General features: G+C 71.3%; 13 protein-coding genes. 9 read left to right on the top strand and 4 right to left on the bottom strand.

All coding sequences use genetic code 11. The annotated features are described in order from the left end of the window. The first annotated feature begins 31 nt into the window (after positions 1 to 31). Complete coding sequence (locus C8E97_RS00735) at positions 32 to 412, top strand: phage holin family protein (RefSeq protein WP_121000670.1); 381 nt, start codon at positions 32 to 34, stop codon at positions 410 to 412. Positions 413 to 489: 77 nt separating this feature from the next. On the opposite strand, the gene C8E97_RS00730 is transcribed toward C8E97_RS00735, so the two are convergent. Next, positions 490 to 2760 carry a (Fe-S)-binding protein gene (locus tag C8E97_RS00730; RefSeq protein WP_121000668.1) on the bottom strand — a complete coding sequence of 757 codons (2271 nt, stop codon included), beginning with the start codon at positions 2758 to 2760 and terminating at the stop codon, positions 490 to 492. Positions 2761 to 2890: 130 nt separating this feature from the next. Between C8E97_RS00730 and C8E97_RS00725 the strand changes: the two genes are divergently transcribed. The 8 genes from C8E97_RS00725 to C8E97_RS00685 all read left to right on the top strand — a co-directional run bounded on the left by C8E97_RS00725 (position 2891) and on the right by C8E97_RS00685 (position 10397). Next, positions 2891 to 3223: a DMT family transporter gene (locus C8E97_RS00725; RefSeq protein ID WP_121000666.1), complete on the top strand. Its 333-nt coding sequence runs from the start codon at positions 2891 to 2893 to the stop codon at positions 3221 to 3223. Then, the gene (locus C8E97_RS00720) at positions 3207 to 3743 is read left to right on the top strand and encodes a TetR/AcrR family transcriptional regulator (RefSeq protein ID WP_121000664.1); all 537 of its coding nucleotides are present in this window, start codon (positions 3207 to 3209) and stop codon (positions 3741 to 3743) included. Before C8E97_RS00725 ends, C8E97_RS00720 begins: the two co-directional genes overlap by 17 nt. Before the next feature lie 23 nt (positions 3744 to 3766). Continuing rightward, the gene (locus C8E97_RS00715; RefSeq protein ID WP_121000661.1) at positions 3767 to 4339 is read left to right on the top strand and encodes a hypothetical protein; all 573 of its coding nucleotides are present in this window, start codon (positions 3767 to 3769) and stop codon (positions 4337 to 4339) included. 199 nt (positions 4340 to 4538) lie between these two features. Further along, positions 4539 to 5348 (top strand): DUF4097 family beta strand repeat-containing protein, encoded by an 810-nt coding sequence (locus tag C8E97_RS00710; RefSeq protein WP_170211553.1) that lies wholly within the window; start codon positions 4539 to 4541, stop codon positions 5346 to 5348. A 441-nt stretch (positions 5349 to 5789) separates the two neighbouring features. Next, positions 5790 to 7658 (top strand): molecular chaperone DnaK, encoded by a 1869-nt coding sequence (gene dnaK, locus C8E97_RS00700; RefSeq protein WP_121000655.1) that lies wholly within the window; start codon positions 5790 to 5792, stop codon positions 7656 to 7658. Further along, the gene (gene grpE, locus C8E97_RS00695) at positions 7655 to 8383 is read left to right on the top strand and encodes a nucleotide exchange factor GrpE (RefSeq protein ID WP_121000653.1); all 729 of its coding nucleotides are present in this window, start codon (positions 7655 to 7657) and stop codon (positions 8381 to 8383) included. The genes dnaK and grpE overlap by 4 nt, the downstream gene beginning before the upstream one ends. Positions 8384 to 8808: 425 nt before the next feature. Next, positions 8809 to 9972: a molecular chaperone DnaJ gene (dnaJ, locus tag C8E97_RS00690; protein ID WP_121000651.1), complete on the top strand. Its 1164-nt coding sequence runs from the start codon at positions 8809 to 8811 to the stop codon at positions 9970 to 9972. Next, positions 9969 to 10397 (top strand): heat shock protein transcriptional repressor HspR, encoded by a 429-nt coding sequence (locus C8E97_RS00685; protein WP_121000649.1) that lies wholly within the window; start codon positions 9969 to 9971, stop codon positions 10395 to 10397. The genes dnaJ and C8E97_RS00685 overlap by 4 nt, the downstream gene beginning before the upstream one ends. Positions 10398 to 10466: 69 nt before the next feature. Here C8E97_RS00685 and C8E97_RS00680 read toward each other — a convergent pair whose 3' ends face one another. From C8E97_RS00680 to C8E97_RS00670, 3 genes are all read right to left on the bottom strand, one after another. Continuing rightward, positions 10467 to 11570, bottom strand: coding sequence for an FAD-binding oxidoreductase (locus C8E97_RS00680; RefSeq protein WP_121000647.1), 1104 nt, complete (start codon positions 11568 to 11570; stop codon positions 10467 to 10469). Between the two features lie 486 nt (positions 11571 to 12056). Beyond that, positions 12057 to 12437 carry a VOC family protein gene (locus C8E97_RS34205; RefSeq protein ID WP_170211552.1) on the bottom strand — a complete coding sequence of 127 codons (381 nt, stop codon included), beginning with the start codon at positions 12435 to 12437 and terminating at the stop codon, positions 12057 to 12059. A gap of 41 nt (positions 12438 to 12478) precedes the next feature. Beyond that, a complete protein-coding gene (locus C8E97_RS00670) occupies positions 12479 to 12856 on the bottom strand; it encodes a VOC family protein (protein ID WP_121000643.1) in 378 nt (125 codons plus the stop codon). Positions 12857 to 12956: the final 100 nt, after the last annotated feature.

Below are 12956 nucleotides of genomic sequence, written 5' to 3'. Positions count from 1 at the left end.
TCGGAGCACTGCCGGCGCTAGCCTGCGCGGCATGGGCATTCTGGTTCACGTGCTGCTGACCGCGGTGGCGGTCTGGGTCTCCACGGTCATCCCCGGCATCGACCTGGTGGGCGGCTCGACACCCGCCAGGATCGGCACGCTGATCGGCGTGGCGCTGCTGTTCGGGCTCGTGAACGCCGTCGTCAAGCCGCTGGTGAAGTTCTTCGGCTGCCTCTTCTACCTGGTGACGCTCGGCCTGATCGGCCTGGTGGTCAACGGCCTGCTGTTCTGGCTCACCGGCTGGCTCGCCCAGCGGCTCGGCCTGCCGTTCGAGGTCACCGGCTTCTGGCCGGCGTTCTTCGGCGCGATCATCGTGGCCCTCACCGGCTGGGTGCTCGACCTGGTCTACGACCGGCTCCGGGACGGCGACTGACCCCTCCCGCGCGGCCGCCCGACGACGAAGGCCCGCCCGTCCACCGCGGGACGGACGGGCCTTCGCCGTCGAGCGGGTCAGCCCTGCGAGGGCGTCTTGTCCTCGTCCGGCAGCGGGGTCCCGGTCGGCGTCTCGTCGGTCGGCACGTCCTGCCGCTCCGCGCCCCGCCGGACGGCCGTGAGCAGCAGCTGCGCCACGTCCACGACCTCCACGTGCTCCGCCGCCCGCCCCTCGTTCTGGCGGGCCGTCACGCCGTCGGTGAGCATCACGCGGCAGAACGGGCAGCCGGTCGCGATCTTCGACGGGGCCGTGCCCAGCGCCTCGTCCACGCGGTCGACGTTGATCCGCTTGCCGATGCGCTCCTCCATCCACATCCGCGCGCCGCCGGCGCCGCAGCACATGGACCGGTCGCCGTGCCGGGGCATCTCGCGCAGCTTCGCGCCGGACGCGCCGACCAGCTCGCGCGGCGCCTCGTAGACCTTGTTGTGGCGGCCCAGGTAGCACGGGTCGTGGTAGGTGACGTCCTCCGTGGCCTCCGCGACCGGCACCAGCCGGCGCTCCCGCACCAGCCGGTTCAGCAGCTGGGTGTGGTGCACCACCTCGAACTGCCCGCCGACCTGCGGGTACTCGTTGGCCAGGGTGTTGAAGCAGTGCGCGCACGTCACGACGATCTTGCGCCGGCCCGCCGGGCGGCCGTCGAAGACCGCGTTCAGCACCTCGACGTTCTGCTGCGCCAGCATCTGGAACAGGAACTCGTTGCCCGCGCGCCGCGCCGGGTCACCCGTGCAGGTCTCCTCCGGCCCGAGCACCGTGTACTTGACGCCCGCGGTGTGCAGCAGCTCCGCGACCGCCCGCGTGGTCTTCTTCGCCCGGTCCTCGAACGCGCCCGCGCAGCCGACCCAGAACAGGTACTCGGCGTCGCCCAGCTCGCCGTCGAACACCGGCACGTCGAAGTCCAGGCCCTCGGTCCACGCGAGGCGGTCCTTGGCGTTCTGGCCCCACGGGTTGCCCTTGTTCTCCAGGTTCTTGAACATGCCGCCCAGCTCGGACGGGAAGTTAGACTCGATCAGCACCTGGTAGCGGCGCATGTCGACGATGTGGTCCACGTGCTCGATGTCGACCGGGCACTGCTCGACGCACGCGCCGCAGGTCGTGCACGACCACAGCACCTCGGGGTCGATGACGCCCAGCTCGGCCGCGCCGCCGACCAGCGGGCGCTCGGACTCGGCCATCGCCAGCACGTCGATGGACTCCAGGCGCTTCTTGTAGTCCTCGTACTTGTCCTCGGTCAGGCCGACCTCGTCGCCCGCCACGTCCCGGCTGCCGCCCGCCAGCAGGTACGGGGCCTTGGCGAACGCGTGGTCGCGCAGCTGCGTGATGACCAGCTTGGGCGACAGCGGCTTGCCGGTGTTCCACGCGGGGCACTGGGACTGGCAGCGACCGCACTCGGTGCAGGTGCTGAAGTCCAGCCAGCCCTTCCAGGAGAAGTCCTCCACCTTGCCGACGCCGAACACGTCCTCGTCCGGGTCGGCCTCCTCCAGGTCCAGGACCCGGCCGCCGCTCATCATGGGCTTGAGCGCGCCCAGGGCGACGCCGCCGTCGTCCTCGCGCTTGAAGTAGATGTTGAAGAACGCGCTGAACCGGTGCCACGCGACGCCCATCGTCAGGTTCCGCGAGAGCACGATCAGCCAGACCATCCCCGACAGCAGCTTGATGATCGCCATCACGGAGACCCAGTCGGGGTTCGCCGGCAGGACGTGGCTCAGCGGCAGCGTCACGAAGGACGACCACAGCGGCAGGTCCTCCAGCCCGGAGGACAGCTTGAACGCCTTCACACCGAGGATGCCCAGCCCCTCGATGATCACGACCGCTTCCACGAAGTAGGCGAACGCGAAGTTCGAGCCCGCGAACCGGGACAGCCGGTCGGCGCGGCGCGGGTGGTTGAGCTGGCGGATGATCGCCAGCGCGACGCCGCCGACGACCGTGCCGATGCCCAGCAGCTCGACGAGCAGGCCCCACGCGGGCCACGCGCCGATGATCGGCCAGTGGAAGGCGGGGTCGAAGACCTCGCCGTACGCCTCGAACAGCACCGCGGAGCCGATGAGGAAGCCCCACATCACCATCCAGTGCCACGGGGCGACGTTGCGGAACTTGGCCATCCGGGTGTGCGCGACGAACTCCACGAGGAGCGTGCGCAGCCGGGGCAGGAACGGCCCGTTGCGCGTCGCGTCGGGCTGGCCCAGGCGGATGATCCGGACCATCCGGACCACGCCGGCCACGAACAGACCCCAGGCGTACACGCTGACGGCGACGCCGATGGCGCCGAGGGTGAGCTGGAGGGCTCCCATTGTGGTGGCGGCCTTTCTCGTCCGTTCTCCTGGCTGGGCAGCCTACGCCCGATTACCGGTGGGTAACCAGCCGAGCGTGGTCGATCACATAAACTAGTGGTACGAACGTTCAACTTGTCGGAGGCTCGCCTTGGTGTACCTGCTGCTCGCGCTGGCGATCGTGGGCGAGGTCACGGCGACCGTGTCGCTCAAGCTGTCCGAGGGCTTCACCAAGCCCTGGCCGGTGGTGGCGGTGGTCGTCGGGTACCTCGTGGCGTTCGCGTCACTCGGGTTCGTCCTGAAGCTCGGGATGCCCATCGGGGTGGCCTACGCCATCTGGTGCGCCTTCGGCATCGCCGCCGTCGCCGGCATCGGGGTCGTGCTGTTCAAGGAGCCGCTCAACCTCACCACGATCATCGGCCTCGTGCTGGTCGTGGCCGGGGTGGTCGTGATCGAACTGGGCAGCGGTGCGCCCACCGGCTGACGGCAGGCGGGCCCGCGGCGCGCGGCGGCGGCGGGCGATCCTCGAAGCGACGCTGCGGGTCATCGAGCGCGACGGCGTGGCGGGGGTGTCGCACCGGTCCGTGGCGCGGGAGGCGGGCGTCCCGGTGTCGTCGTCGACCTACTACTACGCGACCCTCGACGACCTGCTGGTCGCGACCCTGACGTGGTCGGCCAGGGAGATGGCGCTCGCGTTCGGCGCGGTGAAGCCCACGCCCGCGTCGGTGGCCGGGTTCCTGGCCGACGCCGTCGGGCCCAACCGGGGGCGGACCCTGGCGGAGTACGAGCTGTACCTGGTGGCGGCGCGGCGACCCGAGCTGCGGCCCGCCGCGCGGCGGTGGATCACGCTGCTGACGTCCGTGTTCGGCACGATGGAGCCGGCGGCGTTCCTAGGGTTCGTGGCGGCGCTCGACGGGCTGCTGATCCAGGGCCTCATCGCGGATTTCCCCCCAACGGCCGAACAGATGGAGCCGGTCGTGTCCCTTCTGATGCCTTCCCGATGACCTTCACGCGGGACACTGGGCGCATGAGGTTCGCGGGGCGCGAGTCGTGGCAGGTGTCGCACGGGACGAATCAGACGGTCAACACCGCTCTGTTCCTCCGCGACACGTTGGCGCTGTCGGTCGACACCGTGCCGGAGCTGCCCGGCCTCGACCCCTCGGTGCCGGTCCTCGTGCCACCGGGCGTCGACCGGGCCGGCGCGGCGGAGGAGTGGCTCGGCTGGTGGGCCGACGTGCTGGACCACGCGCGGACCGAACTGCCCTCCGGCTCGCCGATCGACCCGGCCGGGCCCTCGCTGTCGATCCGACCCAGCCTGCGGGCGGCGGTGATCGCGCTGCGCGGGGCGGCGGCGGAGTACGAGCAGCGGCACGCGGGGCGCTCGCCGGGCGCGCTGCCGATCGGCGAGGTCGTGCGCGGGGTGGAGAGCCGGCTCGGCCGGTACGTCAAACCCTTCCGGCTGGTGATCACCGTCGTGTCCGTGCAGGGGCTGGTGTGGGAACGGATGACCGACACGCACGTGATCGCGTCCGAGCGCTACCTCGGCGACCCGGCCCGCTGCGCGCCCGCGCTGCGCGCGGTGGTGGAATCACTCGCCTGAGTGAAAGGCGGGTCTTCCGGCTCGCGCGCACGGACCTCCGCCCTTGCTCGCGCGGGGCACGACGCCTGTCTTTGTTTTTCCTCCCGGCGGCCGGCGCCTTCTTCTGAAGCTGGGGTAGGGACAACCCCAGTACGGGGTCGGGGGCTTCCCCGGTGTCGGTGCGAGGGGGCGGACCTTAGGTTTGTCGCCGATGACTTTGATGCCTAGGGGGGCAGTGGTGGTTAAGCGGTTCGCGTTGGCGGCCCTCGCGGTGGTGGCGGTGGCGGGTTCGATGTCTTCCTGCGTGCGGCTGGTGAGGGAGAGCTTCGACGACCGGCACGAGGTGACGGAGCCGGTCTCCGCCGTGCGCATCCAGAACGGCGCGGGCAACGTCGTGTTGCGCAGCCGGGACGGTGGCGTGGGTGGCATCGAGATCCGGCGGACCGTCCAGTACTCGAAGAACACCGACAAGCCGAGCGGTGACACGCACCGGGTGGAGGGCGCGACGCTCGTCCTCGACGGGTGCCGCGGCAACTGCTCGGTGGACTACGAGGTGTCCGTGCCCTCCAAGGACGTGAAGGTCGTCGGCGGCAACGGGTCGGGCGACGTGACGGTGGAGGGTGTCGCCAGCGTCGAGATCAACCTCGGCTCGGGTGACGCGACCATCCGCGACGTGACCGGCGTGGTGCGCGTCGACAACGGGTCCGGCGAGGTGCACGCCTCCGACATCGGCGGCGAGTTCAACGGCAAGGTCGGGTCGGGTGACGCCCGGCTGGTGCGCATGAACGGCCCGGTGCTGGTCGACAACAACTCCGGCAGCGTCGTGGTCGAGATGTCCGCGCCGCAGCCGGTGCGCGCCGAGTCCGGTTCGGGCAACGTCGAGGTCCGGGTGCCGAAGGGCGGCTCGTACAAGGTCGACGCGGACACGGGCAGCGGTGACAGGAAGATCGAGGTGCAGGACGAGCCGGGCGCGTCGGTGGAGCTGTACCTGAGGTCCGGCAGCGGCGACCTGACGCTGCGCGCCGCCTAGCCGCTCCCCCGTCGCGCGCGCCGGCGCGCCTTCGCCGCGCGCCGGAGCCGTCGCCGTGCACGACGGCGCCGCGCCGTCCACCTCGGCGGCCCCGGCCGGTCGACACCCCGTCGACCGGCCGGGGCTTCCTGCTGCCCGGCCCGCGCGGTCGCCGGGAGGCTTCGCGTCGGGTGTGCCGGGAACCCCACCCGCGAGGCCGTTCGCCCAGCGTGCGGCCGGTGCGCCCCCGCGTCGACGCGGAGCAGGCGGCCGTCGTGCCGTCGTCCCGGTCGAGGTCCGGGTGGCGTGTATCACGTCCCTCCGGGAACACCGCCCGCCCGCCGATCGTTGGACGAGCAGGAAGGTTGAGCCCAGTGGACTCAAGTCCGGGATTCCTGGCAAACTTGAGCGCACGCCGCTCAACGCGGGGCTCTCACGAACGCACTACCAGGAGGAATCCAAATGGCGCGAGCGGTCGGCATCGACCTGGGGACGACCAACTCCGTCGTCGCGGTTCTCGAAGGTGGCGAGCCGACGGTGATCGCCAACTCCGAGGGTTCGCGGACGACCCCGTCCATCGTCGCCTTCGCCAAGAACGGCGAGGTGCTCGTCGGTCAGCCCGCCAAGAACCAGGCGGTGACCAACGTCGACCGGACGATCCGGTCGGTCAAGCGGCACATCGGCACGAACTGGACGACCGACGAGGTCGACGGCAAGAAGTACACGCCGCAGGAGATCAGCGCGCGCGTGCTGATGAAGCTCAAGCGCGACGCCGAGGCGTACCTGGGCGAGGAGATCACCGACGCGGTGATCACCGTCCCCGCCTACTTCGAGGACGCGCAGCGGCAGGCCACCAAGGAGGCCGGCCAGATCGCGGGCCTCAACGTGCTGCGCATCGTCAACGAGCCCACCTCCGCCGCCCTGGCCTACGGCCTGGACAAGGGCGAGAAGGAGCAGACCATCCTGGTCTTCGACCTCGGTGGCGGCACGTTCGACGTCTCGCTGCTGGAGCTGGGCGACGGCGTGGTCGAGGTGCGCGCCACCTCGGGTGACAACCACCTCGGTGGCGACGACTGGGACCAGCGCATCGTCGACTGGCTGGTGGAGCGCTTCAAGCAGTCCAACGGCATCGACCTGACCAAGGACAAGATGGCCCTCCAGCGGATCCGCGAGGCCGCGGAGAAGGCGAAGATCGAGCTGTCCAGCTCGTCCAACGCCACCATCAACCTGCCCTACATCACGGTCGACGCGGACAAGAACCCGCTGTTCCTGGACGAGACGCTGTCCCGCGCGGAGTTCCAGCGCATCACCAGCGACCTGCTGGAGCGCACCCGCGCGCCGTTCAACAACGTGATCAAGGACGCCGGCATCTCCGTGGGCGACATCGACCACGTCGTGCTGGTCGGCGGCTCGACCCGGATGCCCGCGGTGGCGGAGCTGGTCAAGGAGCTGACCGGCGGTCGCGAGCCGAACAAGGGCGTGAACCCGGACGAGGTCGTCGCGGTCGGCGCGGCGCTCCAGGCCGGTGTGCTGAAGGGCGAGGTCAAGGACGTCCTGCTGCTCGACGTCACCCCGCTGTCCCTGGGCATCGAGACCAAGGGCGGCGTGATGACCAAGCTCATCGAGCGCAACACGACGATCCCGACCAAGCGGTCCGAGATCTTCACGACGGCCGACGACAACCAGCCGTCCGTGCAGATCCAGGTGTTCCAGGGCGAGCGCGACTTCGCGGCGGACAACAAGAAGCTCGGCATGTTCGAGCTGACCGGCCTGCCGCCCGCGCCGCGCGGCGTCCCGCAGATCGAGGTCACCTTCGACATCGACGCGAACGGCATCGTGCACGTGTCCGCGAAGGACATGGGCACGGGCAAGGAACAGCGGATGACGATCACCGGCGGCTCGGCGCTGCCGAAGGACGACATCGACCGGATGATCAAGGACGCCGAGGCGCACGCCGAGGAGGACAAGCGCCGCCGCGACGAGGCCGAGGTCCGCAACCAGGCCGAGACGCTCGTCTACCAGACCGAGAAGGTCGTCAAGGAGAACGACGACAAGATCCCGGCCGACGTCAAGGACAAGGTCAAGGCCGCGATCGAGGAGACCAACGAGGCGCTGAAGGGCACGGACATCGCCAAGGTCCGGTCCGCGGTGGAGAAGTTGGCGACCGAGTCGCAGGCCATCGGCCAGTCCCTGTACGCCAACACGGGCGCGCCGGCCGCCGACGCGCCGACCGGTGACGCCGGTGCGCCCGGCGCCGCGGGCGGCCCCGCCGGCGCGAAGGCCGACAACGTGGTGGACGCCGAGATCGTGGACGAGGACGAGAAGAAGTGACGCAGCCGGAAGAGCAGCCCCACCTGGTGGTGCACGACCGCCGTCGGATCGACCCCGAGACCGGGGAGGTGCGCACGCCGCCCGCGTCGGACACCCCCGACGCGGCGGGAGCGCCGGACGCCGCGGACGCGCCGGTGGAGGGCTCGGCCGAGGAGGGCGGCAAGCACGCCGCGCCCGAGGCCGGCCACGCCGACGCCGATCCGGCCGCCGAGCTGAAGGCCCAGCTGGACGAGCGGACCGCCGACCTCCAGCGGCTCACCGCCGAGTACGCCAACTACCGCAAGCGCGTCGAGCGCGACCGGGAGCTGGTGATCACCAACGCGAAGGCGCAGGTGGCGTCCGAGCTGCTGGGCGTGCTCGACGACCTGGAGCGGGCCGGCGCGCACGGCGACCTGACCGGTGCGTTCAAGGCGGTGGCGGACAAGCTCGTCAGCGCCCTGCGCGGCACCGGGCTGGAGCCCTTCGGGCACGAGGGCGAGGCTTTCGACCCCTCCGTGCACGAGGCGGTGCAGCACAGCACGTCCCCGGACGTGAGCGGTCCGACCGTGACCGCGGTGCTGCGCCGGGGCTACCGGTTCGGCGAGCGGGTGGTGCGTCCGGCCCTGGTGGGGGTGACCGACCACGAGCCGGCGGCAACCCCGGACCCGGCGACCCCGGAGCCCCCGGCGACCGCCGAGGCACCGGCAACCCCGGAATCCGACCAGCCGCCGCCCGACCAGCCCTGACCGACCACATGGCCGCCGGGCCAGGCCACCAGGCCCACCCCGGCCGCCGGACCGGACCACGGCGCCCGGTCCGGCCGCCGGACCAGGGCCACGAGGCGAGGTCGGCACAAGCCGACCGGCCTCGGGCCCCGATCCGGCGAACCGACCACCACGCGAGGCCGCGTCGGCCTGTCGGGCCTCATTCTCCGCCGATCACGCTTCTCGATCGGCGGGGAATCAGGCCCGCTGGGCCGACTCCCAGGCGGCTGAGCCCGCCGTCTGCGAAGCAGCGGCTATCCGACACAGCGAGGCCGCGTCGGCCTGTCGGGCCTCATTTCCCGCCGATCACGCTTTTCGATCGGCGGGGAATCAGGCGCGATGGGCCGACTTCCAGGCGGCCTCGCCCGCCTCGGCGGAGCCGAGGCAATTGAACACAGGGGCGTCCGGTGAGTGCGAGAGACTGGATCGACAAGGACTTCTACCGGGAGCTGGGTGTCTCCTCGGACGCCTCGGCCGACGAGATCAAGAAGTCGTACCGGAAGCTGGCGCGGGAGCTCCACCCGGACGCCAACCCCGGTGACGCCAAGGCCGAGGCGCGGTTCAAGGCCGTGTCCGAGGCGTACGGCGTGCTGTCGGACGCCGCCAAGCGCAAGCAGTACGACGAGGCCCGTCGCCTGTTCGCGGGCGGCGGCGGCTTTCCCGGCGGGTTCGGGCAGGGCGGCGGGTTCGACGTCGGCGACCTGTTCAACCGGCAGCAGCAGGCCGGTGGCATGGGCGGTCTGGGCGACCTGCTCGGCGGCCTGTTCAACCGGCGGAGCGGGGCGGCGACGTCCGCTACCCGGCCGCGGCGCGGCGAGGACGTCGAGACCGACGTGCGGATCGACTTCCAGGAGGCCGTGCGGGGCGCGACGGTGCCGATGCGGCTGTCCAGCCCGGCGACCTGCTCGACCTGCGCCGGTTCCGGCGCGCGGCCGGGCACGACGCCGCGCGTCTGCCCGAACTGCGCCGGCGCGGGCCTGGTGACCCGCAGCCAGGGCGCGTTCGCGTTCTCCGAGCCGTGCGCGGACTGCCGCGGCACCGGGCGGATCGTGGACGACCCGTGCCCGGACTGCGGTGGCGACGGCGTCAGCACCAGGACCCGCACGCTGACCATCCGCATCCCGGCGGGCGTGGACGACGGGCAGCGGATCAGGCTGGCCGGGCAGGGCGAGCCGGGGCGCAACAACGGGCCGAGCGGTGACCTGTTCGTCCGCGTGCACGTCAACCCGGACCCGGTGTTCGGGCGCTCGGGCGACAACCTGACCGTGACGGTGCCCGTGACGTTCCCCGAACTGGCGCTGGGCACCACGTTGACCGTGCCCACGCTGGACGGCAAGGTGACCTTGAAGGTGCCCGCGGGCACGGCGTCCGGCCAGGTGCTGCGCGCCAAGGGCAAGGGCATCGGCAGGCGGGACGGCCGCGTCGGCGACCTGCTGATCACCCTCCAGGTGGCCGTGCCGAACAACCTCGACGCCGCGGCGCGCGAGGCGCTGGAGGCGTACGCCGCCGCCACCGCCCGGCACGACCCGAGGGCGGACCTGAACGCCTTGGTGGAGAAGAGGTCGACATGACTTTTCCGTTCCCGCCCGGAACGGACGAGGACACCCCGTTCTTCGTGATCTCCGTGGCGGCCCAGCTGTCCGGTCTGCACGCCCAGACCCTCCGGTCCTACGACCGACTGGGCCTGGTGTCGCCCGGCCGCACGCCCGGTGGCGGGCGGCGGTACTCGATGCGCGACATCGTGCTGCTGCGCGAGGTGCAGCGCCTCTCCCAGGAGGAGGGCGTGAACCTCGCCGGCATCAAGCGGATCATCGAGCTGGAGAACGAGGTGGGCGCGCTGCGCGCCCGCGTGGCCGAGCTGACGGAGGAGCTGGCGTCGGCCCTGGCGGCCGCCGAGCACGCGGCGGCGTCGGTGCACGCCTCGCTGCGGCGCGACCTCGTGCCGGTGCGCCACGAGACCGCGCTCGTGGTCTGGAAGCCGAACCGCAAGCGCTGAGCCGCCCGAGCAGCTCGAACGACGCGCGGAGCGGCCCGAACCGCGCGTGCCGAACCGCGCGCGGGCCGCTCAGTCCAGCGTGAACGGGTCGTACTTGATGCGGTCCAGCGGGGTGCCCGCGACGAGCATCCGGGACACGGTGGCCCGGATCATCGACGGCGACCCGCACACCAGCACGTCCCGCTCCTCCCACGCCCCGTAGCGGGTGACCACGTCGGCGAGGGTGCCCTGCTCGACGCCGCGCACGTTGGGGTCGGACTCCAGCACCGGCACGACGGTCAGCCACGGGTTGGTCATGGCGAACCGCTGTAGGTTGTCCAGGTCGTAGAGGTCTTCCCTGGTGCGCCCGCCGACGAACAGGTGCACGCGCGGGTTCTCGCCCCACTGCGCCATCTCGTCGATGATCGCGTGCATCGGCGCGACACCGGTGCCGCCCGCCACCATGAGCACGTCGCGGCCGGACTTGCGGTCCACGTGCAGGCGGCCCATCGGCGGCCCGATGCGCCACACGTCACCCGGTTGGGTGTGACCGACGACCGACCGGCTCACCCAGCCGCCCTCGACCGAGCGGATGTGGAACTCGATGATGCCGTCGTCGCGCGGCGCGTTCGCGGGCGAGTAGTACCGCCACAGGCGCGCCCGCTGCGGCGTCTCGACGCTCACGTACTGGCCGGCGCGGTAGCCGATGGGGTGGTCCGGCTGGAGCCGGACGACGGCGAGGTCCCAGCTCACCCGCTGGTGGTCCAGGACGGTGGCGTGCCAGTAGGCGGGGCCGTCGTCGGCCGCCGCGGCCTCCTGCATGGCGCGGGCCATGATCGTGTACGCCTCGGCCCAGGCCAGCTCGACCTGCGGCGTCCACGTGTCGCCCGCGTACTTCTTCACGGCGGCGAGCAGCGCCGTCCCGACCGACTCGTAGTGCACGTTGACCACGCCGAACTTGCGGTGGTCGCGCCCGAGCTGGCGGAGGAACGGGATCAGGTCGTCGGGCCGGTCCACCATCTGCACGACGTGGACCAGGGCCCGGAGCAGCCTGCTCCGCTGCACCTCCATGTTCGCCGGGAACATCTCGCGGGTGGCCGGCGCGAGGCTGAAGAGCATCCCGTAGAAGAACTTCGCGACCTCGTCCGAGCGCGGCTCGACCACCGCGAAGCTCTCCCGGATCATCCGCACCATTGCGGCGACACCCGGAGGAGGTTCTCGGTGTGGCGGGCTCGGGATGGGGCTCAACACGGCGTTCGCAGTCATGGTCCGGGCGCAGTCTCCACGTTTCTGGCGGCGCCAGCAAGGCGCTACGTCCTCGTCAAGCATCCATCCCCGACGGTGCGAGGCTAACCCGTCGACTGGCCGGTTGACTCCTTGATGCCACGTTCGAGTGCAGGCCGGTCACGGCCGGTGACCAGCGCTGCGCTTCCCGGCTGATTATTCCCCACCACGTATACCCGGTGCGCGGGTCGTCCTCCACCGTCCGGCGAGCACGGCGCGGTCGCCCGCCACCGGTCGCGACCCCGCCCCGGCCCCTCGACGGGACGGGGTGCCCGCCCTCGGCGGCAGCCTCTCCGCACCGGTGCGGGCAGCCTCGACGGCCTGTGGATTCACACCTGCGGATTGTGGACAACTATCCCAGTGATGTGGACAACTCGCTGCGGCCGAAGGGTGCGATCAGGGGGTGGCGGCGCGCTCGGCCGCGCTGCGCTCCACGCAGAACTCGTTGCCCTCGGGGTCGGCCAGCGTCACCCAGCCGGTCCCGTCGGGGCGGCGGTGGTCCTCCACCAGGGTGGCGCCGACGCCGAGCAGCCGCTCCACCTCCTCGTCCCGCGTGGACTCGGGCTGGAGGTCGAGGTGCACCCGGTTCTTGGCCGTCTTCCTTTCCGGGACCTCGATGAACAGCAGGTTCGGGCCGCCGGCCGGCCGGATGACCACCTCGGGGTCGCCGGGGGAGGCGTCGTCGGCCGGCGGGCGGCCCGTGACCCTGCTCCAGAACCCGGCCAGCTCGTAGGCGTTCCGGCAGTCGAACGTGATGTTGTGCACAAGAGACGTCATGCGCGGATCATCACGGGCGGACCGGGCCGGGCGCACCGGTATTAACCGCCGTACGGGACGGTGATGATCTCCAGGTTGTGCCCGTTGGGGTCCTCGAAGTAGACGCCCCGGCCGCCGTCGTTGGTGTTGATCTCGCCGGCCTGCCGGTGGAACGGGTCGGCCCAGTACGGCAGGCCGCGCTCGCGCACCCGGCCGAAGATCCGGTCGAACTCGGCCTCGGACACCAGGAACGCGTAGTGCTGGGGCGTGATGTCCCCGGTCACCGCCATGACGTCGAGGGTGACCTCGTTGTCGGTCTCGACGGACAGGAACGGCCCGAACGGGGTGGCGGGGCCGAAGCCGAAGACCTCGACCAGGAAGTCGGCGGTGGCGCGGGCGTCGTGAGCGGAAACGATCGTGTGGTTCAGCTTCACGGTCATGTCACCGACCGTAAAACCTCCATGATGGTGGAGGTCAAGGTGTGGGCCACGACACCGCCCTTCCGGTAGGTTGAGCGGAACCGGCTCAACTTTTCTGACG

Source organism: Saccharothrix australiensis (assembly GCF_003634935.1).
In the GTDB taxonomy this organism is placed as follows: Bacteria; Actinomycetota; Actinomycetes; order Mycobacteriales; family Pseudonocardiaceae; genus Actinosynnema; species Actinosynnema australiense.
The sequence above is the reverse complement of the archived record's forward strand: the minus strand, read 5'-3'. Positions and strand labels throughout refer to the sequence as shown.

What these genes read in the sequence shown, in the direction of transcription:
- dnaK (WP_121000655.1), top strand. Translation starts at nt 5,790, where the DNA reads ATGGCGCGAGCGGTCGGCATCGACCTGGGGACGACCAACTCCGTCGTC.
- C8E97_RS00730 (WP_121000668.1), bottom strand. Translation starts at nt 2,760, where the DNA reads ATGGGAGCCCTCCAGCTCACCCTCGGCGCCATCGGCGTCGCCGTCAGC.
- C8E97_RS00735 (WP_121000670.1), top strand. Translation starts at nt 32, where the DNA reads ATGGGCATTCTGGTTCACGTGCTGCTGACCGCGGTGGCGGTCTGGGTC.
- C8E97_RS00715 (WP_121000661.1), top strand. Translation starts at nt 3,767, where the DNA reads ATGAGGTTCGCGGGGCGCGAGTCGTGGCAGGTGTCGCACGGGACGAAT.
- C8E97_RS00670 (WP_121000643.1), bottom strand. Translation starts at nt 12,856, where the DNA reads ATGACCGTGAAGCTGAACCACACGATCGTTTCCGCTCACGACGCCCGC.
- C8E97_RS00680 (WP_121000647.1), bottom strand. Translation starts at nt 11,570, where the DNA reads ATGGTGCGGATGATCCGGGAGAGCTTCGCGGTGGTCGAGCCGCGCTCG.
- C8E97_RS00710 (WP_170211553.1), top strand. Translation starts at nt 4,539, where the DNA reads ATGCCTAGGGGGGCAGTGGTGGTTAAGCGGTTCGCGTTGGCGGCCCTC.
- C8E97_RS00685 (WP_121000649.1), top strand. Translation starts at nt 9,969, where the DNA reads ATGACTTTTCCGTTCCCGCCCGGAACGGACGAGGACACCCCGTTCTTC.
- C8E97_RS34205 (WP_170211552.1), bottom strand. Translation starts at nt 12,437, where the DNA reads ATGACGTCTCTTGTGCACAACATCACGTTCGACTGCCGGAACGCCTAC.